At 43.8% G+C, this 23,444-nt stretch carries 23 protein-coding genes and 1 tRNA gene; 17 read left to right on the forward strand and 7 right to left on the reverse strand.

Translation table 11 applies throughout. The features are described 5' to 3' along the window. The first annotated feature begins 37 nt into the window (after positions 1 to 37). The 7 genes from S1OALGB6SA_RS10900 to S1OALGB6SA_RS05635 all read left to right on the forward strand — a co-directional run bounded on the left by S1OALGB6SA_RS10900 (position 38) and on the right by S1OALGB6SA_RS05635 (position 5,793). Entirely contained in the window at positions 38 to 619 is a 582-nt protein-coding gene (locus S1OALGB6SA_RS10900) for a ComEC/Rec2 family competence protein (RefSeq protein ID WP_371686043.1), read from the forward strand. Beyond that, entirely contained in the window at positions 552 to 1,376 is an 825-nt protein-coding gene (gene rsmA / locus S1OALGB6SA_RS05610) for a 16S rRNA (adenine(1518)-N(6)/adenine(1519)-N(6))-dimethyltransferase RsmA (protein WP_306766989.1), read from the forward strand. The genes S1OALGB6SA_RS10900 and rsmA overlap by 68 nt, the downstream gene beginning before the upstream one ends. Positions 1,377 to 1,498: 122 nt before the next feature. Then, the gene (locus tag S1OALGB6SA_RS05615) at positions 1,499 to 2,074 is read left to right on the forward strand and encodes a hypothetical protein (RefSeq protein WP_124032823.1); all 576 of its coding nucleotides are present in this window, start codon (positions 1,499 to 1,501) and stop codon (positions 2,072 to 2,074) included. A 53-nt stretch (positions 2,075 to 2,127) separates the two neighbouring features. After that, positions 2,128 to 2,952, forward strand: coding sequence for a hypothetical protein (locus S1OALGB6SA_RS05620; protein ID WP_124032824.1), 825 nt, complete (start codon positions 2,128 to 2,130; stop codon positions 2,950 to 2,952). Positions 2,953 to 3,061: 109 nt separating this feature from the next. Continuing rightward, complete coding sequence (locus S1OALGB6SA_RS05625) at positions 3,062 to 3,841, forward strand: flagellar filament outer layer protein FlaA (protein ID WP_124032825.1); 780 nt, start codon at positions 3,062 to 3,064, stop codon at positions 3,839 to 3,841. A 2-nt stretch (positions 3,842 to 3,843) separates the two neighbouring features. Next, positions 3,844 to 4,536, forward strand: coding sequence for a flagellar filament outer layer protein FlaA (locus S1OALGB6SA_RS05630; RefSeq protein ID WP_124032826.1), 693 nt, complete (start codon positions 3,844 to 3,846; stop codon positions 4,534 to 4,536). Between the two features lie 90 nt (positions 4,537 to 4,626). Continuing rightward, positions 4,627 to 5,793: an ATP-binding protein gene (locus S1OALGB6SA_RS05635; protein ID WP_124032827.1), complete on the forward strand. Its 1,167-nt coding sequence runs from the start codon at positions 4,627 to 4,629 to the stop codon at positions 5,791 to 5,793. Here the strand turns inward: S1OALGB6SA_RS05635 and S1OALGB6SA_RS05640 are convergent, their stop codons facing one another. Together S1OALGB6SA_RS05640 and fbaA are read right to left on the reverse strand one after the other, a co-directional pair. Next, a complete protein-coding gene (locus S1OALGB6SA_RS05640; RefSeq protein ID WP_124032828.1) occupies positions 5,794 to 6,672 on the reverse strand; it encodes a TatD family hydrolase in 879 nt (292 codons plus the stop codon). Positions 6,673 to 6,841: 169 nt separating this feature from the next. Next, complete coding sequence (fbaA, locus tag S1OALGB6SA_RS05645; protein ID WP_124032829.1) at positions 6,842 to 7,918, reverse strand: class II fructose-bisphosphate aldolase; 1,077 nt, start codon at positions 7,916 to 7,918, stop codon at positions 6,842 to 6,844. Between the two features lie 104 nt (positions 7,919 to 8,022). On the opposite strand from fbaA, the gene S1OALGB6SA_RS05650 reads away from it, so the two are divergent. Together S1OALGB6SA_RS05650 and msrB are read left to right on the forward strand one after the other, a co-directional pair. Continuing rightward, positions 8,023 to 8,106, forward strand: a tRNA-Leu gene (locus S1OALGB6SA_RS05650). Between the two features lie 79 nt (positions 8,107 to 8,185). Further along, positions 8,186 to 9,226: a peptide-methionine (R)-S-oxide reductase MsrB gene (msrB, locus tag S1OALGB6SA_RS05655; protein ID WP_230204442.1), complete on the forward strand. Its 1,041-nt coding sequence runs from the start codon at positions 8,186 to 8,188 to the stop codon at positions 9,224 to 9,226. A gap of 183 nt (positions 9,227 to 9,409) precedes the next feature. Here the strand turns inward: msrB and S1OALGB6SA_RS05660 are convergent, their stop codons facing one another. Further along, positions 9,410 to 9,766 carry a hypothetical protein gene (locus S1OALGB6SA_RS05660; RefSeq protein WP_124032830.1) on the reverse strand — a complete coding sequence of 119 codons (357 nt, stop codon included), beginning with the start codon at positions 9,764 to 9,766 and terminating at the stop codon, positions 9,410 to 9,412. Between the two features lie 294 nt (positions 9,767 to 10,060). Here S1OALGB6SA_RS05660 and hflX point away from each other — a divergent pair, with 294 nt between their 5' ends. From hflX to S1OALGB6SA_RS05685, 5 genes are all read left to right on the forward strand, one after another. Continuing rightward, positions 10,061 to 11,365 (forward strand): GTPase HflX, encoded by a 1,305-nt coding sequence (hflX, locus tag S1OALGB6SA_RS05665; protein WP_124032831.1) that lies wholly within the window; start codon positions 10,061 to 10,063, stop codon positions 11,363 to 11,365. Next, a complete protein-coding gene (locus tag S1OALGB6SA_RS05670; RefSeq protein ID WP_124032832.1) occupies positions 11,362 to 12,606 on the forward strand; it encodes a M23 family metallopeptidase in 1,245 nt (414 codons plus the stop codon). Before hflX ends, S1OALGB6SA_RS05670 begins: the two co-directional genes overlap by 4 nt. Before the next feature lie 44 nt (positions 12,607 to 12,650). After that, positions 12,651 to 13,286, forward strand: coding sequence for an MBL fold metallo-hydrolase (locus S1OALGB6SA_RS05675; RefSeq protein WP_124032833.1), 636 nt, complete (start codon positions 12,651 to 12,653; stop codon positions 13,284 to 13,286). Positions 13,287 to 13,360: 74 nt separating this feature from the next. Beyond that, the gene (gene metA, locus S1OALGB6SA_RS05680) at positions 13,361 to 14,278 is read left to right on the forward strand and encodes a homoserine O-acetyltransferase MetA (protein ID WP_124032834.1); all 918 of its coding nucleotides are present in this window, start codon (positions 13,361 to 13,363) and stop codon (positions 14,276 to 14,278) included. Then, positions 14,278 to 14,751, forward strand: a complete 474-nt coding sequence (locus tag S1OALGB6SA_RS05685) for a bis(5'-nucleosyl)-tetraphosphatase (protein ID WP_124032835.1) — start codon at positions 14,278 to 14,280, stop codon at positions 14,749 to 14,751. Before metA ends, S1OALGB6SA_RS05685 begins: the two co-directional genes overlap by 1 nt. Positions 14,752 to 14,783: 32 nt before the next feature. On the opposite strand, the gene S1OALGB6SA_RS05690 is transcribed toward S1OALGB6SA_RS05685, so the two are convergent. From S1OALGB6SA_RS05690 to S1OALGB6SA_RS05705, 4 genes are all read right to left on the reverse strand, one after another. After that, a complete protein-coding gene (locus S1OALGB6SA_RS05690) occupies positions 14,784 to 15,263 on the reverse strand; it encodes a COG2426 family protein (RefSeq protein WP_124032836.1) in 480 nt (159 codons plus the stop codon). 34 nt (positions 15,264 to 15,297) lie between these two features. Next, a complete protein-coding gene (locus tag S1OALGB6SA_RS05695) occupies positions 15,298 to 16,227 on the reverse strand; it encodes a M28 family peptidase (protein WP_124032837.1) in 930 nt (309 codons plus the stop codon). Positions 16,228 to 16,449: 222 nt separating this feature from the next. Further along, positions 16,450 to 19,167, reverse strand: coding sequence for a transcription elongation factor GreA (gene greA, locus S1OALGB6SA_RS05700; RefSeq protein ID WP_124032838.1), 2,718 nt, complete (start codon positions 19,165 to 19,167; stop codon positions 16,450 to 16,452). 30 nt (positions 19,168 to 19,197) lie between these two features. After that, the gene (locus tag S1OALGB6SA_RS05705) at positions 19,198 to 20,154 is read right to left on the reverse strand and encodes a tetratricopeptide repeat protein (protein ID WP_052080119.1); all 957 of its coding nucleotides are present in this window, start codon (positions 20,152 to 20,154) and stop codon (positions 19,198 to 19,200) included. 103 nt (positions 20,155 to 20,257) lie between these two features. Here S1OALGB6SA_RS05705 and rpe point away from each other — a divergent pair, with 103 nt between their 5' ends. From rpe to recA, 3 genes are all read left to right on the forward strand, one after another. Further along, the gene (gene rpe / locus S1OALGB6SA_RS05710) at positions 20,258 to 20,917 is read left to right on the forward strand and encodes a ribulose-phosphate 3-epimerase (RefSeq protein WP_371686041.1); all 660 of its coding nucleotides are present in this window, start codon (positions 20,258 to 20,260) and stop codon (positions 20,915 to 20,917) included. A 186-nt stretch (positions 20,918 to 21,103) separates the two neighbouring features. Further along, the gene (locus S1OALGB6SA_RS05715) at positions 21,104 to 22,177 is read left to right on the forward strand and encodes a tetratricopeptide repeat protein (protein WP_037562883.1); all 1,074 of its coding nucleotides are present in this window, start codon (positions 21,104 to 21,106) and stop codon (positions 22,175 to 22,177) included. 139 nt (positions 22,178 to 22,316) lie between these two features. Next, positions 22,317 to 23,429: a recombinase RecA gene (gene recA, locus S1OALGB6SA_RS05720; protein ID WP_052080120.1), complete on the forward strand. Its 1,113-nt coding sequence runs from the start codon at positions 22,317 to 22,319 to the stop codon at positions 23,427 to 23,429. Positions 23,430 to 23,444: the final 15 nt, after the last annotated feature.

A 23,444-nucleotide genomic window follows, 5' to 3' on the forward strand; every position in this document is an offset into this window, starting at 1 on the left:
GTTAAGCATCCTATCCTACCTTTCTGCTGCTTTTGTTATACAAACAGTAGTATTACCTCAAAGTGCCGCTACACTTTCCTTTCAACTCAGTTATCTTGCACTCTGCGGGTTGGCGATCGGCGGCAAAGCCTACACTTCTTTGATGAGTCGCTATCTTCCATCGAAATTTTCGGCGGCGATCGGCGCAGGCCTAGGAGCTCAGTTTTTCACCCTCCCCACGGTGGTTGCAACCTTCGGGATATGGCGCCCTATCGGTATTCTTGCGGCGCCTCTGCTTACGTTACTAACAGCAATCACAATGGTATTGGGGAGTTTGAGACTTATTTTTGCAAACAACCGTTTTCCTGCCATTGTCATAGATACCATTCTGACTCACCTTGTTACGCTCATCACTAAGTTTTCCTCACCGTTCGCGGAGGTCCCAGCTATTGTATTAAACACCGGCCCAGCTTGGCTCATCGCGATCGCGGGCGCTATAATTCCAATACTTCTAGTCTGGAGAATAAATCACGGAAGCCCACAAACAGCTGAACCACAACTCCCCAGTCTCAATCCGATCCTTTCTAGCCAAACGAAAACTTGCGCCCCGAAGACGCTGGGGTCAGAATTTCCTCATTAATCGAGGAGCCAGAGAGAAACTCATCTCCCACCTGGAAATTGTTCCCGGGCAAAAAATATGGGAAATAGGTGCCGGGCTTGGAGCCATGAGCGAAATGATTCTTGACAGGGGAGCGCAACTCACCGTATTTGAAATTGATTCAGCGTACTGCGACTGGCTAAACGAATACCTAAGGGGGCGCGAAATATGCGTTCTCGAAGGCGATGTGATGAAGAATTGGCGGGCACAACGGGATAAACACAAAATTGACAGGATTTTGGGAAATCTACCCTACAATGTCGCCTCTGCAACAATATCCGCATTAATTGAGAATAGATGTCTTACTCCGATTAACATCTTTGTCGTACAGGAGGAAATGTGCGAACGCATAATCTCCAAGCCCGGATTAAAAACATATTCATCGTTTTCAGTCCTATGTCAAACAGGCGCGATAATTAACGACATCGGACGTCTTTCCCCCGGCTCTTTCTATCCAAGGCCCCGGGTTAATTCCCGAATGATACTCATGCGTCCTGCCGAGCCTTATGGCCGCATAGAGGATCCGGCGCAGTTTAGACTCCTTGTCCGTACTTCATTCTCATCACGAAGAAAAATTCTTTCCAACTGTCTGGACAGATTAGATAGCTTGACGAAATTCCCCACTAAGGAGAGCGTGAAAGAAGCTTTCCATGCTGAAAAAATCAATTTAAGGCAGCGCCCGGAAGCAATCAGTCCGGGTCAATGGGTAACGCTTTCGAACAGAATCGCAAAATCATGAAGATCGAACGAAGCATGGCAGCCATCGGGTCAACAGCCTTGTTCGAACCTGTAACCGCATGTTAGCTTAGTACAATCATGGGGTTGTTTTTGCTGCTCTCCGTTCCAATTTGGCTTCTATTAGTGGCTTCTTTTTACAATTCGCGAGATTGGATAGAAGTTTTCAAGCCCTTCCTTGGGGGGCTGTGCATTGGAATGCTTGCCCTGCTCATCACACTTAGCCTGCTTACCCGCACACCGTTTAGAATGAATTTTTCCGGATTATTCTGGTGGATATGGGTTCGTGGCATTGGATTGCCGATGCTCCTTGCCATACCCATCATCTTCATCGCCTGCGTCAGAAACCCAAGTCCATATTCCAGAATTTTGGAGATTGCGGCGTATTTAAGCGGTGTTGCCGTGCTCTATAATGCGTGGTACGGGATAACACAGACCCCCAGAATCCTTGTATATCGTATCTTCATATCCCCAATTATTTGGATTGGGACCATAGGCCTGATTGCGTGGTTGTTGGACAGGGGATTGGATTGGGGTGGGGCAAGTCGCTATCTGGTTTTGGCGATTTCTATCTTGCTTCCCTTCGGAATCAGTTTATTGGCGCTTGTCTATATCAATAACGGACACTATCTTACCTGGATTGTCAGTGCTGCGCTCGCCATAACTACTAGCTTTCTTGTCTTTCTTGACTCCCGTGGTTAAGCTGACTAATGCACTCGAAGAATCGATATTTTAGATTTTTTCTGATTATTCTATTGTCTGCATTCCAGACATCCTGCGGTAAATCTGAAACAGTGCTTATGATCGGAGATCCTTATATTGAAATTGTCTACGGGGAGAAATGGAATGCTAGACAGCCCCTTTTTCTATTGGGAACCAGACTGAGTGGATATCGGGTAGAGTATAGGTTGGCCGATAGAGAAAACACACTAGTTGATATATTGGAAAATCTGGATAATCCAGTCGACATTGTAGTCTTGAGCCCGTGGAATGCAGACTCGATTGCAAAACTGCCCTCATCTAGCACAAAATTCATTGTCGCTGGCGGTTTATACGATTCAATTTCGAATCATGATGTAGTTTCCCTGATTCCGGATAGAACTTCGATTATGAGGAAGTTTGGCAGTATCGCATCAAAGATATCATCCGACAAGGAAAAACCCGCCATCGCAATCTTCGATGCTGGCACTGAATCTCAACTTGAAGAGATAGATGTACTTGTAAATGCTTTTGGCAGTGATGGAGAATTGATAGTCAAAAACATAAACGGAAAAGAGTATCGGGATTTGCCATCTGAATTTCGCGAAGTATTCGAAGAGGCAGCAGTTTTGCTCCTATTTGCGGGGTTAGCAAATTATCAGGCAGTCGAGGCGTCAGAAGATCAATTGCTGCCCGTTCTTACCGAGTCCTTAGGAGCCTCGAAGGTTTGGGAATACAGGATTATTGCCAGTGTTGAAGACGATTCGAAAGCTTTGAACAAAGCAATACTGAAAGTGTTGAAAACAGATAACTCAAATGGTGTTGTGTATTACGCTGCACGTTTGCAAAAGGGAGATCTTTATGAGCAATTTAGCCGATAAGATTGTGAGGAAATAGCAAAAGGGTTTGACGCTTATTACTGACAGAACTACAATTCAGTTAAGGGAAGAAGTTTGTTATTTGCATGTTTAGAACTTAAGGAGATGAGGAATGAAACGGAGCAACCTATTGTCAGTTATTGTACTTTTAACCTTTGTCTCAAGTATTCTTGGGGCTCAGGATATGGGGTTACTCCTTGAATCCCTTGTTGTGGAGACATGGGATGGTGAGGATTCGGCGTTTTTTAGTGATACAGGTGAACCTATAAAGTGGGATGTCCGGGGTAGCAAATACACTGCCGAGAATCGTCCCCAAGTGGTAAATATCTCGGGCGAATGGCCCGTAGACCTTTTCGGCCACAAACCTGAAGAACCTGAAAGCCTTGGGATTCTGGGCATTAGAGGTGCTTACGATCGTCAAGGGTACAATCAGCTTGAATTGGTGCCGGGAACCGGATCGGGAAATAACTTCGTTCCCAAAGCGATACCACTGAAGGGACGAGTACAGATGGTGGATTTTTGGGTATGGGGAGCGAATTATAATTACTACGTTGAATTTTATTTCAGAGATAGTAAGGGCCTGACACATGTGTTTTCGCCGGTTCGATTTGATCAAAGACAGGAAGCAGGCAGCATAAGATTTCTTGGCTGGAAAAATATGTACATCAATATACCGAGAAATGTCAGGCTGACCGAAAACAACAGAGCGGGCATACCAAATCTGAGCTTAGTCAAAATTGTATTCATCACCCATCCTGAAGAGATAGTGGCTGATTTCCACGTTTATCTGGACCATTTGAGAATTCTAACTGATAAAAGGGAAGAGTTTTATGACGGCTTTGATCTATCAAGCCCGCAACGCATAGATGAAATCTGGGAAACGGGAGAATAGAAATGAGAAGTATATTTGTTCTGACACTTGTTTTGATAGCTTGCTTTGGTTTGTATGCTCAAGACGAATCCAATGCAGAAAATCTTCCACCTCTCACCGCAAGAGAATCACTGAAGGAAATTTCGGTTAATAAGATGGAAGACGCGGGATTTTGGAAGGGTGGCATGTCCTCGGATTTCGGCTTATTGCAACTCCGTGATTTTGACGGAGGTTCAAGCGACAAGCAGCCAATTGTGGCCGAAGAACAAACTGCCGAAGCAGACGACAAAGTTATTGGTGCGAAGGTTTCTTTCTTGCGTCGCGGTGTCACTGAGTTTGTGGTAAAACCCATACGACCGCTTCCAATCGAGGGTATCGTCAAGACAGTTTCGGTTTGGGTTGCGGGAAGGAACATCGAGCATGAATTAAGCTTACTCATTCTCGACTGGAAGGGACAGACATCTGTCATTCCGATGGGAAAACTCAATCATTCCGGTTGGAAGAAAATGACTGTCACCATACCACCGCACATTAAACAACGTGATTATCACAACTATGGATATCAACCCGGAATTTCGATAGAAGGGTTTGTCGTTAATTGTGACATCGATGAAACTTACGGTCGCTACTATATATATTTTGATGACATCAGGGCTGTTACCGATCTGTTTGACGAGGAATTGCAAGATCCTGATGACATGCTAGATGCCTGGTAGGATATGTTTCGAGACCCTTAACACTGATGAGCCTCATGGGGAATTTCATTTTTTCTTTCGGACAGAGAAGTGAGTTATCTGATAAAAAGCTTGAGGAGAATTGACACATTCTCAGCGTTATCTGAACCAGATCTAATCGCTCTCGCGAGTATTTGTATCCCAGCTCAATATCCAGCCCGATCAGTGATAGCCAGGGAAGGCTTTGATGCTCAAAACCTTTTTGCGTTAATTAGCGGCACAGTTGGCATATGGGTTGATTACGATACCGAGAAGGCCGATTTGCTCGCAATTAGAGAGGCCCCATGTTTGGTTGGGGAAATGAGCGTAGCCGATGATTTGCCAAGGAGCGCCACAATAGTTGCCGCATCACCCGTTGACGGCTATTCCATTGAAGCCAATTATTTTAGGAAACTCCTTGCAAAGCGGGGCAGCATTGCATTCTCTCTGATGAAAGGAATTTCAAGAATAGTTAGATCGAGCAATGATACATTCATCAGCGAGCTTAGAAAACGAAATAAAGAACTCATAGAGACGAATAAGAAATTGCGAAAAGCACACCAGCAACTTGTCCGCCAAGAACGTCTTTCAAACTTAGGCAAATTCTCATCCATGATAATTCACGATTTAAGAAATCCTCTTTCAGCGATTAGGGGCTATGCTGATTTATTGGCACTAAAACTGGAAGGGAAGTCTTATACCCTGCACAAATATGCCTCCCAGATACGGCAGGAAACCAGCAGATTAACTAACTTAACAGGCGAGTTGCTTGATTATTCAAGGGGTGAAATCAGGTTGATGTATTCACCGGTGACAGTTGCCGAGCTATTCGCACAGCTCAAAAAGAATATTGAAACGAAACTAGCCGCCAAAGAGCTTAATCTCACTTGGGATAATCAGTTTACGAGTATTGTCTTGCTCGATTTCAATCGTATTACTAGAGTCTTGCTCAATCTGCTGGACAATGCGCAAAAGGCCTGCGGCAAGAAAGGAGAAATAGAAGTTTCCGCCAAAGGATCAGAAAAAGAACTGATTTTGTGTGTTAAGGATAATGGTGTCGGAATGGATGAGAAGACGATGCAACATATATTTGAACCGTTCTATTCCACTTCGGACAGGGGTGGTACAGGATTGGGAATGCATATCGTCAAGACTGTAGTAGAAGCACATAAAGGAATCATTGATGTTAGAAGCGAAGTTGAAGTGGGCACGCAAATTAGCATCAAATTGCCCTTGCAACTCCAGAGCGGATCGATTTAATCATTTCCCACCTCCCCCCCCCGGAAGTCCAAAGAGCATAAAGGCGTTTTCTACCAAGCTCTCTGCCAGTTTTTCCATATCTTCCTTGCGCAGTTCCGCCAGGGTTTTAAGTGTATATCCAATATGTCCCGGATGATTAGCTTTTCCTCGCATAGGCACCGGCGATAGGTAGGGAGAATCAGTCTCTATCAGAAGCCTGTCACGGGGAATTAGCAGGGCTGCTCTGCGAATTTCATCCGCATTTCCATAGCTGAGATTGCCGGCAAAGGATATGTAATAGCCCAAATCCAATGCGGCCTTAGCTGTCTCCCAATTGGAGGAAAAACAGTGCAAAACTCCATGGTTGCAAGCAACCTTGCCGACAATGTCTAACAACCTTTCGTCTGCATTGCGATTATGCACGATTACCGGCAGGCCGGTTTCGGCAGCGAGCTCCAGATGATACCTGAACGCCAGTTCCTGATGTTCTCTCGGACTATAATTTCGATAAAAATCAAGTCCCGTTTCGCCAATGGCGACTACGGCAGGGTGAATACACTGGGCTCTTATTTTTTCGAACCGGCTATCCCAATCAGTTTTTTTATCATCCACTATGGCATAAGGCATGGCGTTTCGGTGCTGAAACTCTGCGGCAGGTGTGGGCCAATTTTGTCCCAGCGAAGAGGGATGTATACCTGCGGAGAGATATAGGTTGACAAAGCGTTTTGCCAGTTTACAACGCCATGAAAAGTGCTTCTCGTTTGTGGCAACATCTAACGCAACCACGAGATTATCGTTGAATGACCTCAAGAGTATCTTGTCTAAATCGACACCCTCGTGCTTCATATGCAACGCGTGAAAATGGGTATCAAAAACAGGATATGGTAGATAGAATTCCACTTCTCTCTCTTTTAACGTGTTCCAAGTCTTCTCATCGGTAATCGAGTAAGCTTGGGTGATTCCTGCGAAGTCTATCCGGAAGCGAGAAACCGGAATTTCATCTGAGAGCTAAAACAACAGTATTCGAAGAGTCGACTACTCCTTACTGGAGACTGATAAACCAAAATTCCTAATTTCGATTAAGCGCGTTCAAGCTTTCAAAGGCTTCGACAACTCGTTCGACTAACGATTCTTGGCCCGCCCTGAGCCAAACTCGTGGGTCGTAATACTTCTTGTTAGGTGCATTGAGACCAATTGGATTTCCAAGCTGACTCTGAAGATACGCCTCGTTTTTCCTATAGAAATTCAAGACACCGCTCCAAGTAGCCCACTGCGTATCTGTGTCAATGTTCATTTTTACCACACCATAGCTTATAGCCTCTCGAATTTCCTCTTTGCTTGAACCAGAACCACCATGAAAAACATAGGTCACGGGTTTCGGGTCCGTAAGTCCATGCTTTTTGGCGATATATGCCTGGCCTCTTTCCAGAATTTTCGGGGTGAGTTGAACGTTTCCGGGTTTATAGACGCCATGAACATTGCCAAAGGCAGCCGCTACAGTGAAATTTGGACTAATCTTACTCAGTTTGCTATACATATACTCGATTTCTTCAGGCTTCGAATACAAATCTGCCGTATCACGACTCAAATTATCAACACCATCTTCCTCGCCACCGGTAATGCCTAACTCAACTTCCAGAAACATTCCCAGAGCGCTAGTTTTCTTCAGGTACTCTCTAGCAATAGAAGCGTTTTCCTCCAACGACTCTTCGGAAAGATCTATCATATGTGAGCTGTAAAGCGGTTTTCCAGTCGATTTAAAATTCGCTTCCCCGGCTTCCAGCAATCCATCCAGCCAGGGCAAAAGCTTCTTCGAGCAGTGATCGGTATGAAGAACCACTGTCACTCCGTAAGCCTCCGCTACCTGCTGCACATGCCGCGCACCCGAGATTCCCCCAATGACATCACTCTTGGGCGATTTAATTCCCTTGCCTGCGAAAAAACTCGCCCCTCCATTGGAGAACTGAATAATCACGGGGGATTTTGCCCTAGCCGCAGCCTCGAGAACACCATTTACCGATTCGGTATTCACACAATTTACGGCGGGAAGTGCAAAATTCTCGCTTTTACAAATTTCGAAAAGTTTTCTCAAATCATCTCCAAAAACAACACCTGGTTTCATCACATCAAGCACTTTCTGACCCATAATTGCCTCTCCATACCATTTTATTAATCAAATTATAGACTGCCATTGTACTAAATTCAATCTTGTTGACCTATCCCTGTTGGTTGATTTAAGATTTTGACGATGCCGGCGTGGTGGAATAGGTAGACACAGCAGACTTAAAATCTGCTGATTTTGTAATCGTGCCGGTTCAAATCCGGCCGCCGGTAATAATATCCAAAATGTAATGGTTTTGTATCCCGTAAGCGCTTATATTGACTAGTAAATACTAATTAGTGTGAGGATGCTGTGAGATTCAAAGAATTTTTTTCATTACTGTCTTTAATGCTGGGGACAATATTCGGGGCGTCAGGTTTCGAAAAAGAGGCTCTCTTTGCAGGCGGCTGCTTCTGGTGTATGGAACCTCCTTTTGAAGCGCTCAGGGGTGTTCTGGCTGTTTACAGCGGCTACTCCGGAGGTACGGTGGAAAATCCAAGCTATCAGCAAGTAACAGAAGGCAATACCGGGCATTACGAAGCGATTAAAGTAGTATACGATGCAGATATTGTAAGCTATGAAGAACTGCTTGAAGTCTTTTGGCGAAACATTGATCCTACCGATCGTTATGGTCAGTTCTACGATCGGGGTGATCAGTATAGGACTGCTATCTTTTACAACAACAATGCCGAAAAACGCCTCGCCGAACTTTCGAAGAAAACACTCGAAACGTCGGGAAAATTCAAAGAGAAAATAGCAACAAAAATTCTACCCGCTGGACATTTCTATAAGGCAGAGGATTATCACCAGGATTACTATAAGAAATATCCAGATCGATATTATGCTTATGCCGCTGGATCGGGGCGAAAAGGTTTTTTAGAGAAAGTGTGGAAGAACGAGAAATGGGTCATGTATGAAAAACCGCATGAACGTGAACTTAAATCGAAGCTGACAGAGCGTCAATTTGAAATCACCCAGGAAGATGGAACTGAAAGTGCTTTTGACAATGAATACTGGAATAATCATGAAGATGGCCTGTACGTAGACGTTGTATCAGGCGAACCCTTGTTCTTATCAATAGACAAATACGATTCCAGGACCGGATGGCCCTCCTTTACGAAGCCCGTCGACAGCCATTTCGTGATCAACAAACCCGATAGATCTTTGTTTATGCAGCGAACCGAGGTTCGCAGTAAATATGCCGATTCCCACTTAGGGCATGTGTTCAACGATGGACCGATTGATACAGGGGGCCTGCGTTACTGTATAAACTCAGCCTCGCTTCGTTTTGTTCCTCTGGAAGATATGGAAAAAGAGGGATATGGGGAGTATCTAAGCTTCTTTGAGAAATAAATGAATTGGTGCTGAGCGCGCCGAATTGACCTTACGACGTAAACTCATCTTCCTATGCGCCTAATAAGAGTCGCATGCGGAGAGTGTTGGAATTGGGTGATAAGCAGTGGTTTTCACTTGAAGACAGTGCCGAATCTGATCCAGTCGAACGCACGCAAAAGCATCCTTTAAATTCCCCGTTAATCAATAATCTCCTTGCCAAAGTTTGCTTTCGCTCAAACTGTTTACGCAGCACATGTCGGCGTGTTTCATACTGTATCTGATACGAAACAATAGGAAACGTTCAATATCTTTTATATCGCATTTAATGCTCTTTATATCATCCTCGAGGAATTTTACTTTGCTTTCAAGACTGCTACTGTCAAACTTAATACTGTTTATATCATCTTTGAGACGGTCAAATTTCTCCGAGAGATAGTTCGACTTGCTTAGAAAGTAGTCTATTTCGAAGAGGACAAAATCACACTTCCTAAATCCTTTCTTTGCACATTCGATGTTAGGCAGTAAGTCACTCTCGGAGCTGTTTAATACTTCCTGCATAAATAACCTGAGGTCAGCATGCCTCATTCATTTCTATCAGTCTATCTTATTTTTTATCAACAAGAAATTTCGTAAGAATACTTGTATGAAAAGGTCATCTGGAGGGCACAAAATGACTTTCAAAACCATTGGAACATAGCTATATCCTGCTTTGCTCATTCAACAATTCTGTATCAACTTACCGACAGCACAAACTTCCCTGGAGGACTCTCACAATTTTGAACAGGTTGCAACGATGTGGAATGGTTCTCTTGTGGTTGGACGAAGTATGATATAATCGCTTTCTGGTGAGCAATGCTTTCTTGGAGTAAGCGCGATATTTTTCTCAGTACCTGTGAACAATCCCTCCTTGTCGGCATATTTGATGCTGATGAAATGCAGACCAACGTGTATGCTCATTTGAACGAATTGCAAAGTCTTGTTGAAACCCTAGGGATTTCTGTGAAGAAATCCTTATTACTTACGCTCAAATCGATTAATCCCCGTCATCTAATTGGTAATGGTAAGGTGGATGAGATTGCCCAAATAATCGTGGATGAGGAAATTGACCTTGTAGTTTTCGATAACGATCTTTCACCCGCCCAGCAACGGAATCTCGAAAACAGGTGGGAAATAGCGGTTATCGATCGACAGGAAATTATCCTGGATATCTTCGCGACTAGGGCAAGTACCCGGGAAGCTGTTCTACAGGTTTCCCTTGCTCGGATGAAATATAGTCTCCCCAGGCTGACACGAGCATGGACTCATCTCTCCCGACAACGTGGTGGGGCCAGAGGAAATAGAGGAAAGGGTGAAACACAGTTGGAGACGGATAAGCGCCTTGTTCTGAACAAAATCGCCAGACTCAAGAAAGATCTGAAAAAGGTGAGCGATCAAAGGAAAATCCGCAGAAAAAGAAGACTGGAGCGCTCCATGCCGTCGGTATCATTGGTGGGTTATACAAACGCTGGGAAATCTGCCTTGCTGAACTCGATAAGCGATTCGAATGTACTTGTAAGAAACAAACTTTTTGCAACCCTGGATCCTACTACACGATGTTTTGCATTGCAGGATGGACGCGAACTGCTTATCACTGATACCGTTGGATTTATCAGGAAACTGCCCCACGGCCTTATTGAGGCATTTAAATCCACACTGGAAGAAGCCCTTCATGCCGATGTGCTGTTTCACGTGGTCGATGGGAGTAGTGACGAATTGGATGAGCACATTCGCGTTACGTACAGAGTGTTACGCGAACTCAATGCGGGTGACAAAAAACAAATACTTGTTCTCAATAAGGCCGATAAATTAAACAGATACACGCGAGAGGAGCTTCGCATGAGATATCCGGAGAGTTTGCTCGTATCGGCAAGAAGCGGGGAGGGAATTGAAGACTTGTTGCAAACGCTTGCTGGCATTCTAAATGATGATTATCAGGTAATCACATTGAATCTACCTTTTAACAGGTGGGACTTGAGAGCCAAACTGCACAGGGACTCGACAGTGCTGAGAGAAAAATACAGCGATGAGGGACTTGTAATCGCAGTCAGGCTTAACAACCAGGAAAAAAATCGTTTCTCCCCTTATCTTATTGACACCGACTGGATTCCTGGAAAGTGAAGTTTGTATTGCGGTTTACGATTCAAAGCTGCTACTTAGTTGTCGCTTATCTTGTGACTGCTTTGGTGGCCATCTACTATCCATCCCACGTGGCAGCCAACGTGAAAACTGAAGAGACACGGGAATTAGCCAGCAACGTACAAACTTTCACAATTCCAGATAGTGATAGCTACAACAAAACTGTCTTGAGATTCGCCAGAGGCCAAACATTGTCCGGCCTTCTATCCAGTGCTGGTTATTCGGCGGTTATCGTTTCTGACATTGTGGATAGTCTTAGCCAAGTATTGGATATGAGAAAAATCCTTGAGGGTCAGAAGATGCTTGTCAAGTCCTCTGAAGATGGGCAGATAGAAGAAGTGGAACTGGAGGTTAACTTCGATCGGATCGTTAGAACTAGGTATAATGGGAATGCTTGGCGGGCCGAAAAAGATATCATAGACACCTATTCAATTCCTACCTTGTCTATTGCTACTATCGAGAGTTCTCTTTTTGAAGCTGCTAGGAATAATGAAGTGCCCGTTTCGGTTGTGATGGAAGCAATCAAGCTTTTCAGTTTCAGTGTTGATTTTCAGCGGGATATCAAACCCGGCGACAGAGTGACGATCCTCTATGAGAAGATATACAATCACGATGATGAATACTTGGCTGCCGGCGGTTTGATATACGCAAAGCTAGAAAACAACGAGAAGGATGTCAAATTTTGGCAGTATACTAGACTGGATGGGAAAAATGATTATTACGAGCCAAATGGAGAATCTGTCCAGAGAACACTCTTGAAAACCCCGGTTGATGCGGCGCGTATTTCATCCAGATTTGGATATCGAAAAATCCCGATGCTCAACTTTGATGGTTTTCACCACGGTATTGATTTTGCGGTTCGAAAAGGAACTCCTGTTATGGCGGCTGGAGATGGAAGAGTTTCTATTGCAGGCTGGGAGAATAACTATGGTTTTAGAGTGAAACTTTCTCATATAAATCACTATGACACCATGTATGCACATCTTAGCAAAATTGCAGACGGAATTCATGCTGGAACGCGTGTACGCCAGGGCCAAGTTATTGGCTACGTTGGTTCCACCGGTTTTTCAACCGGCCCTCACTGTCACTATGAGGTTCATTACTACGGGACGCCAGTTAATCCAGTCAATCTGCAATTTCCACCCTCACATCGACTGGATAGTGAAGATGTTGTAGTTTTGGATTCCAAAATAAATGCTCTATCGACCCAATTTGGTTTATAATCATAGGTGTTCTTGAAATCCGAATAGCTAAGTAACATAGTCTTATGTCTTTTATCAAAACCTTCACTTGCGGTGTTCTTGAAACGAATGCATACCTCTTCGGATTGGATACTGGGAAAGAAATGATTTTGTTGGACGCTCCTCAGGGTTGTTTCAATGCTGTAAGTGCTGTACTCAAAGAATTAGAACTCCGACTTGAAGCTGTTTTTATTACACATGCCCATTTTGATCATACTCTGGATCTTGGTTACTTCGCCAAGATCAATATTCCGATTTATGCTCACAGTAGTACGCAGGATGATATCGAGAAGTTTCGAACCTTCAACATGGTTGAGTATCACGCTGATGAGTATCCGAAGGGGAAAGTGTCAGTTCCGCTGAAAGATGAAACGACTGTGTCGGTGGCTGGATTTGAAATCGAGGTACTCAAGGTGCCGGGACACACGCCAGATTCGTTGGCATATTACATCCCAAGTTCTTCGGTTTGTTTTGCGGGGGACTTGATATTTCTGGATTCCGTGGGGCGGACCGATCTTCCAGGCGGCGATTTCGATCAGTTGACAGACTCGATTAAAACTAAGATATACAGCCTGGATGATTCTACGATTATATATCCGGGGCACGGACCTCCAACCAGTGTTGGAAACGAAAGGCGTGGCAATCCGTTCGTAAGGGTTTAGGTTTGGATTGCGGGCTTACTTGTCAAATCATTTATAATTTAGATAATCTACTCTATCATATCTGAGGGGTGCCAATGCCAATAACTATCAAAGACGGTCTTCCTGCAATTGAGGTGCTAGGCAGGGAAAACATTTTTGTGATGCCTTCTTCCAGAGCGTCACATCAGGATATACGGCCATTAAAACTGCTGATTCTGAATTTGATGCCGCTTAAGATAGTTACCGAAAATCAGCTCCTGCGCATGCTTTCAAACACGCCGCTCCAGTGTGAGATAGAGCTGATTCTGCCTGTTTCTCATGTGTCAAAGAATACTCCCAGAGAGCATTTGGATTTCTTTTATAGATCTTTTAAGGATATAAAAAATTCTAAATTTGATGGTTTGATTATCACAGGTGCCCCTGTTGAAACCTTGGAATTCGAAAAGGTGGATTATTGGAATGAAATCTCGGAGATAATGGATTGGGCTCAGAAACATGTGTATAGCACACTCTACATATGCTGGGCGGCACAAGCTGGCCTTTATTATCATTATGGTATCCCTAAACATCCGGTTGAAACGAAGATTTCGGGCGTATTTCGACACAGTGTTGTAGATACCAGGGTGCCACTTGTGCGTGGTTTTGACGATCAGTTCTATGCACCACATTCCAGACACACCGAAGTGAGGCGTGAAGATATTGAAGGAATAGAAGATCTTTTGATACTTTCAGAATCTGGGGATTCAGGCATTTACATTGTGATTTCCAGGGACGGAAGGCGTGTTTTTACTACTGGTCACTCCGAATACGATCCTCTGACTCTCAAGGAGGAATACGAACGCGATTTGAAACGAGGCGATAATCCTCCTGTCCCGCGTAACTACTTCCCCAACGATAATCCAAATGGATATCCCATTATCAAATGGCGTAGCCATGCGCACTTGTTATTTTCCAATTGGCTTAATTACTACGTCTATCAACAAACTCCGTATGATTTGGAAAAAATCGGATAATGGAAATCGATCGATCTTGGGGTGCGGTAGTTATTGATAACAAGCAAAAATTCCTTCTGGTCCAGCATTCAAACGGACAGCACTGGAGCCATCCGAAGGGACACCCCAATCCTGGCGAAACACCCTTTGAAACCGCCATACGGGAAATCAGAGAGGAGGGGAATGTTGATGTGGCATTGATAAATGGGTTTCAAATGCGGGAGACTTGGACCCTTCCTGATGGACGCAGAAAAGAGGTTGTGTATTACTTGGGGAAGAAGATTGGTTCTGCTGAAGAGAATCGAATGGAGAACAGAAAGATAGGTGTACCGGTTGCCATACAGAAGGACGAGAAAAAATCTCCGGACGAAGAGATTCTTGGACGGGCGTGGCTATCCTATCAGGAGGCTCTGGAGAGGATTACCTATGAGGCCGGTAGGAGGGTGCTAAGAGCAGCTGTGGAATTCTTGAAGCTTCAGGGAATGGCGCATTAATGCGGTTGCAGATACTTCTCGCTGTTGTATCACTATTTTTGAAAGTCTTTGATAAGGAAATCCAGCGCCTCTATTCCCAATAATACCACGGCCGATACGATTAAACCCGATATGGCAACTCCAACTAGAACAGCGAGGAGGGTTTTCCGCCGACTGAGTCCGAGTACCCAGGCGCCTAGAGTACCGGTCCACGCCCCGGTTATGGGGAGGGGGATGCTCACGAATACGGCGACACCCCAAAACCCCAGGCGTTCAACTTTTTTTGTCAGCTTTGTTCGAGCTCGTTCAACAAGTTTATCGAAGTTTGTGGAATAAAATCGCCAACGGTAGAATAACTTATGGATGTTATCCAAAAAAAAGTAGGCGATTGGAGCCACGAGGGCATTGAGTAATACGCAGTACGGATAGGCCAGTATCCACGGAATGCCCTTAACTAACGCGTAGGGAAGCCCGCCTCTGAGTTCGGCGATGGGAAGTAGTGTTAAAACAGTTATCCATATCCAGTGCACCATATTTTGACAAGAATGCAGTCCGATCAGGGTTTGATCAAGTGCCGGATTGGGGAAGGGGAAACCTGTACCGTGCTAAATCTCTTAGAATTCTGGCTATAAGCAAAAAGGCTTTGTGATCCAGCGAGTCGACGCTGTCCTTTGGGCCATGCCTGGTCTTCCAAGTCTGGGGTAGGTCGATTCTTTGGTGATTGTCTCTCAAGTTATTGGAGTTGGCTTTGATCTGCCTATACTGCTTTGCGAGGTGCAGCGCTTCGTTTCGTGGTAAGACGGAGAGCTGAATTGCAGGATATCCTCCGAGCAACAGGCCCAAGTCATCAGAAAACATCGGGTTGACACCAAAATCCTGCCCATTGGAATAATTTTTCAAGAAGTCTTCAATCATTTTGTAGGTGATGGAAATTGAATTATCAATACGCTCGATTCCTGACTGGTTGCGTCTCCATACCGGTGTATTGCCAATTCCACACATGTCGAGCACGAGGAAAAGCATATTCTGCACATTGAGTTTTTTGAGGTGCCTTGCTAGAAACCACGAACCCTGATCGGTGGGTTTCATATTCTTTGTGAGTTCCTCCTTGTCTGTAAATATTATTTGAGTACAGTGCTGCCATCCGAGTTTGCAAATCTTCTCCCAATGGTTCATGAGTTGGAAGATGCATGCGGCATTATCGTTGGCTCCAGGAGTTCCACGGACCCGGTCGTAGTGGGAAATCAGAGTGACGCGATAGTATTGCATGTCTATTTTTGCCGAGTTAGGGTTGAGAAGCGCTATATGCCTGGTTTCGTCGATTGAAATCACTTCGTGAGGTATTCCACGCCGTTTTAGTGATTCTTCCAATATTTGCTGTCGGCTAATGTTCTCTAAGCAGAATTGTTGTAATTCTATGAGGTCTTCCCTGGGGAGCGGAAGGCATGGTAAATCCGACATGATGCCAGTATATAGCACTGTGGTGTTAGAACGCATCCTGCCTTCTGAAAAATCGTGAAGGGGATGTCTACTTTGCGCTCAGCGAGGGAATGCAATCCACGCTCAAAAAGCATCGCGCGCCCGGAACAAGTCATGATGATTCGAACCATCGGCATTGCTTATCTATGTTTCACCCGGATGATCGAAAAACCATCTTCGAAATGTTGCCAGCTAAACGACCAAAGAGGCAGGAAGCTTTCAGAGCCGAATCCAGATTTACTAGCTCAAATCCGCTGTTTGAATGTTCTTTATGATAAATTTATAGTTCTTATCATTAATTGTGAATTCCAAAGTACTACCTAATGACTGTCCAATAAAGGCCCTTCCGAATGGCGAAAGATAGGAAATAATCCTTTCCGAGGGGTTTGATTCCCACGGCCCAAGTATAGTGTATACTTCTTCCCTGCTACCCAGCAAATCTTCAAGTGTTACAATGGTGCCAAATCCAACCTTGCCAGGATCCCAGTCATTTTCTGCAAAAAGACGAACCCGGTCCATTTCTTCCTTCATTTTACCAACTTGAATCTGCAAATTTTCTTGCCGCTCCTTGCTGGATTTATACTCAGCATTTTCGCTGAGGTCTCCCAGTTTAATGGCCGCACCTATCTCTTTCGAATTCCTGGGTATCTCAATCTCAACAATGTGTTTAAGTTCTTTTTGCTTCCTGTTTAAACTGCTTTGGAGTGCAAAGAAATACCGACTGGCTGATGAAGAGATTTGCACACCTGTTTTTTTCTTATCATCATGAAAACGAATTTCTGGAAATGCTTCCTGGACAATTCCTTTGAGATTTCTTTTTATCACAGGATCAAGTTGTTCAATGTCCTCGAGCAATGTGAATACTTTTGTAGCTGCATTCATATCTCTACCTATCAGAAATTTCTCCAGCCTTTTCTCCTTGAATAAATAATTATGAATTTGACGGTTCAGTTTTTTGTTATAAATCACATCGCGTTTATTACCTATTTCATTGTAAGTTAGATGAAGAAGACGAATCATATTGATCAAAATCCTCTCAGTGTTCATCTTCAATTCCGCGGACCAATCATCCGCTTCCATGTGGCGCGCTATCCAAATCAAGCCATCTTGATATTCCCGGTAGTGCTCCACCATCAGTTCCAGCTTCTTGAGCACTGCATCCTTAAAACCAGCACTAAGGAGTTCATCCAATATCGAACTGGAAAGTTGAATTGGAAAGAGCATGAGATAAATCCTATCCCAATTATCCACTTCTTCGCGCACCGAAACGAGAAAATCCTTTCGGATTTCAGCGTTATCAAGTTGGACAAAGAGCTCCATCGGCGTTTCGATGTCTTGCCACAGTTCTTTGAATCCCCATTCAAGTCCTGGATTCAAGAAAGGATATTTCGTGCTCATTTTCGAAACAAATAGATAGCTGGCTACCACTTGAGCATTGACATTGCCCAGTTTTAGAAATGAGGTGAAATAGCTAAACATTTCGGCAAAGAATTCAGAAGCAGGAAAGGATTCAGAAGCAGGATCGCTGTGGTTCAAAAAATCGTGAACAGCCTGTATTTTGCCGAAGATATTCTTCTCCGCCTTGAATTGATTAAACATCTTCTCTTCAAAACTCATTGGTTTGTCCCTGACAACAAACTGGTCTATTTTGTCTGGAACATTGCCAAAAGCTGAATCGGTTTTGAGGATCCTCCGCGCTTCCGGACTCCATGTCGACCATTGGCTTGGACTCAATATGCTTGGCACGAGTTCCGCTTTAATCTTCTTGACATCGGCAGCATTGTCAAAGCTCCGGATTATCGTCTTAAGAGCCCAGGAGATATCTTGTTTAACCTTTGCTCCAAGTTGTTCTTTGGAATAAGTGCTTTTCAAGACCCAAATATGTTCTTTTGAAAGACTTCGCAATGCGTTAATAGCCATCTTCAGCGACATAGAGTGCGATCGTTTTTTGGCGAAATTAATTTTTATTGTGTTACCTTTGATATTCTCGATGATTCCAACACCCCATGTATTGTGAAAAACAAAATTTCCAGAATCAAACGAAATATGCTTCTCAAAGTCGGCAATTGCCTCTATTGCGTTTCTCCAATTTTGTTTGAGATTGGATAGACGTATATATTCGTCTATTTGACTGTGTTCAGAGTATTGAGCCTTATAGCAGTGAATTATCTCTCCCCGGGCCCAATTATTCCTGCTCTCATAATTCAGAATTTTTTTGAGTACTTTGATTGCAGTGCCCCACTCCTCGCGATCCTTGATGGCGGGATACAAGATTTCCAGTAAGTTCATTGCCTTTCCTGGACCAAACGATTTTGTAACCTTCTTCTCTATCAGGAAAAAAAATTCGTAGTCATCTACACCGTGTTCAACAAGCTTCTGCCATATATCATGCACCTGGTTGAATTGATTTTTGTTCACATATCGATGAATGGCCTTACGATAATAGGTTATGGCCTTATCTATTTCCCCGCTTTTTTCCCTCTTCTCCGCTAAGCGTTTCACCATGTCAGTTTCAGAATAGTCAATCTTTATTATTCGTTCCCAGACTTCATACATTTTGTCCGGTTGATTAAGGTGTTCAAGCGTGTTGGCCAAATTCTTAAGTGCGACTTTATTCTCACCAAATTCAAGGATCCGATGGCACAGATGTTCCACTACACCCCATTTGTAATTTTCCGTAAAGATGTTGACAAGGTTTAGGAGATGAGTGTCATCAACCTGCTGCTTATTCAGTGAGAGAATACCGGAGAGGTAGAGAGCTACAATGGCATTTTTATTGTCTTCTAAATGAGTTTCACAGAATGTTTGAACCTCGTCCTGTACACCCTCTGCAAGAACATCCTTAACAGTGTCATTGAGTGTTTGAAAATCTAAAATTGTGAAATCATTGATAGAAGTTCGAGTCCATTTCTCTTCATGGAGCATTTCACTAACTGTTTTGATGACTTCTTCGGACATGATGCCTCCCAAACTTATTTCAACGCAATTCTAACTATGTTCAAAGTAGTTTCTGTATATAGCCGGAGATAGAAGCTTGATATTTACTAGGACATCGTCAATTGCTTCATGGTTTGTACCAGTAATTTGATAATGATCGATTAATCGGAGAAAGTGATTAATCAATTTGGGAGCCAAAACTGCTTCTCTTTCATTACTGATGGCTATTTCACTTTTCAAAGCATAAATTGATCGCTTTAACTTGCCATACTCAACGGCACTGAGTTCTCTTTTCACGTCCAAGACACCCCATATGGCTCCGTAAACCGGAAGCCACTCTGAAAAATTCAGATTCTCGCTTTCAATTTCCTTACTCAGTCTGTCTATTAGTCGTCGAAAGAGCGGCGAAATAATCTCATCCAGCTCAATAACACTTGCATTGAGAAACAACGCTTCACGCAACAAAACCTTCGCCCATTGAGATTCGCCTATAAGAGCATAAGCATCGGCTAATTCCGCCAGCGAGCGTGAATCACTGCCACCTGACAACCCCACGGCTTCCTTCAGCATCGAAATGCATTCCTCATAATTTCCAAGAGCCTTCTGGCAACGACCAGCTTGAAAAAATGCTTCGATATCAGATGTCCCGAAAGCCTGCTTCCGATAATAGCTCAATGCCTCAGTATGAACCCATTTTTTTATACAGGCCGAACCCTCATCCAGCGGGTGTTCGAAATCAGTTTGATATTTGCCAGTGTAATGCTTCCATTGGCGATAAAGGTAATCTCCCTTCGCGACATCGTCATATATCGTTTCCAGGTTTTGCTGTCGCTGCCTCCAATAACCACAGGCTCTCAGCGCTGTTTTCACCTCTGGATTTTCATAATTCAATGAATGCGCTGCATCTAAAAATTTACGGGCTTCGACAAAATGCCCAGTTTCAAAAAGTCGATAGCCCTTAGTTATCAAATCATCAATATTGAGCTCGTCATCTTTATCTACTAGCATCTTAATCGGATGGCCTTTTCAGAAGTATATTTGAATTAGACATCTAGGGTCAACAAGGTAGTAACTTGGAATCCATCGTTTAGTAGTCTATAATCATCTCATAGTGATTAGTAAGAAAAGGATTATTGCCCCGTCAATACTAAGTGCAGATTTTGGAAATATTGGGAATGCTGTCAGTTTAATTGAGCAAGCTGGCGGAGATTGGATTCACCTTGATGTAATGGATGGAGTTTTTGTGCCTCCCATAACATTTGGTGCGCAAATGTTACAATCAATCCGTAGACTTACCAATTTGACTTTGGATGTGCATCTTATGACGATGAAACCTGGCAATCATCTCAACGCCTTTGTGGAAGCTGGAGCGGACCGTTTCACATTTCACATTGAAGCGGAAGTTCATTCCCACAGGCTGATAAAGGAAATAAATGACTTGGGAATCAGTTCGGGGATAGCAATCGTACCATCGACGCCCGTATCGGCAATTGAGGAATTGTTGGATGTCGTTGATCAGGTGCTAGTCATGACAGTTAATCCCGGATGGGGTGGGCAGACGATGATAACAAAAGCATTGGAAAAAGTTAGGAGGCTTAGAAAAATACAGCTGGAAGAAGGTGGCAGCTTCCTGATTTGCATTGATGGAGGTTTCAAACTGGAGAATTCTGGTGAAATCTGGGATTCAGGGGTTGATGCAGCTGTTATGGGTTCTGCTTTTTTTGATGCGAAAAACCCTGAAAAAATATTGGATAAATGTCGTTTGAAGTAGGTTGTAATTTCAAAACTTCCCTGTTGATAATCGTGAAGGCATGGGCTGCGTCAAGAAACTCATCCACGCTTGTGTTACTGGCGCTACGATACTGGAAGCATCTTAAGGATGAATCTGAGATGGCAAAAAACTATAAAGCAGCCTTAGATATCGGATATAGTACTACTACCGAAGAATTATCAGGAAATGAAGATTTACAATAAAGCTCTGGCACGCGCAGAACGCTGGCTAGCAAGAGGTAGAAGTCTAAAAGTTATACGCTTCTTAGAACCCAAAGTCCCGTTATTTATAGAAGACCCAATTTACTATACGATACTTGGCAGAGCTTGCTTGGAATCAGGATTGCTGAAAGACGCTGATACCTACCTAACCCGTGGCATCCAGGCAGAACCAAACCATCTTGAAGCACGACTGTCTTTGGCGGTTAATTATCTCAAGAGAAAAGATCCCGCGAGTGCTGTTAAAACTTGGCTTGAAGTTTTGGAGGATTATCCTGACGACAAATATGCTCGCAAAGGTTTGAAAACTCTCAAGAATATTCCTGATCTCTTTCAGCAAGATAGGTTTCTTGAAACATTTGAACCGCGCAGTTTCCTACCACATATAGGGCCAAGATGGCCCGGCAAAATTTTGATTCTCACTATGGTTCTCCTGGGTATTCTTGTTGGTTTCTATATCTGGAAATCAGAAGACATGTTACTAGGTCCACTGATAAAGAATAATTATCGATCGGGTTTCGAGAGTTTGAAATCAGAACGCCCACAAACTGAAGCGAGGGATGATGTATTTTATCCACTGACAAATCAGGAGCTATCAAAAGTTGTCAAAGCGGCCCTGAAATACTATCAATCCTACGAAGATAACAGGGCTCGTTATGAACTGAACAAGATAAAATACTCAAACGCGACTGAGGAAATGCGCCAGCAAAGCATAGAACTCACGAAATTACTCGGTGAACCAACTATAGATAACCTCGAAACCTCGTACACATACGGGGAAGTAAAGCAGAATCCATGGCTTTTCGAAGGAGTCTGGGTGCTCTGGAGCGGATTGGCAGTAAATATTCTAAGTGATTCCGAGGCAACACGCTTTGATTTTTTGGTAGGTATGGATAAGGAACAAATACTGGAGGGACGGGTTGGAGCTGAAATACCCTTCCCGGTTGTTATGGAGCAGCTTCCTCTGGAACTACTCGCCAGAGTGGAACCACAGCATGAGGATTTCATTCTTATCGGGAAAACGATTCACTTCCTCCGATAAGCTGTTTTTCACCACTGTCGCGGTTGCAAACTTTGCTAAGCTTGTGCTACTTGTGGAACTGCAGGCTGTAAGATATTATTGCATAAGTTCAAGTAATAAGGAACGTTTAATGGTTGTGGGTATTTAAGAAGGCGATGTGATGGTTAAGTTGGGAGGAAATATAGAATCCAAGATTAACAGGGAAAAAGAAAGAGCTATTGATGCAGCAAGAATGCAGATAGAAAAGCAATTCGGGAAAGGTTCTTTGATGAAACTGGGCGACAGGCCCATGGTCAAAGTCGAAACAATCCCATCCGCTTCGATCGTGCTGGATGAAGCACTCGGTGTCGGTGGTTATCCAAAGGGTAGAATAATTGAAATCTACGGCCCCGAATCGTCGGGAAAAACAACCCTGGCGTTGCATGCCATAGCCGAATCGCAGAAGAGGGAAGGAGTGGCGGCGTTTATCGATGCCGAGCACGCATTGGATCCTCTTTATGCTAGCAATTTGGGAGTTGACATAAAGAATCTTTGGGTAAGCCAGCCCGATACTGGCGAACAGGCGTTGGAAATTGCGGAATTTCTTGTGCGATCTGGAGGTATAGACATTATTGTAGTCGACTCTGTTGCGGCTTTGACTCCACGCGCTGAAATTGAAGGTGATATGGGCGATACACACGTGGGGCTGCAGGCAAGATTAATGAGTCAGGCCTTACGCAAACTTACTGGAAGTGTTAGCAAATCTGGAAGTTGTCTGTTTTTCATCAACCAAATCCGAATGAAAATTGGTACCTCGTTCGGTAATCCCGAAACTACTTCCGGTGGGAATGCTCTCAAATTCTATGCATCTGTGAGATTAGAGGTGAGGAAGATAGAGACAATTGCAAAGGGTCAGGAAAATGCGATAGGCAACAAGGTTAGAATCAAAATTGCAAAAAACAAGGTGGCTCCTCCATTTCGAAGAGCAGAATTGGAAATAATGTTTGGGAAGGGAATCTCAAGAAGTGGCAGTCTTCTAGATGGGGCATTGACTCACGGCTTGATTAACAAGAGTGGCAGTTGGTATTCATTGGGAGAACAAAGGATAGGGCAGGGTAGGGAAAACGCTAAGCAGTATTTTGAGGATAATCCGAAAATTGCCTTGGATATCGAAGCAAAACTGCGAAAAAAGATTTCCTCTGAACCCGATGGAAAGCCGTCTACAGGTGCTTCCATAGATTCTGATCGATCAGTAGAGAGTTTCCGAATGACCACAACAAGTAAACCCCAGTGAATACTGTCTGGCTGG

It is taken from the genome of Olavius algarvensis spirochete endosymbiont, assembly GCA_900608495.1.
In the GTDB taxonomy this organism is placed as follows: Bacteria; Spirochaetota; Spirochaetia; order DSM-2461; family DSM-2461; genus UBA2779.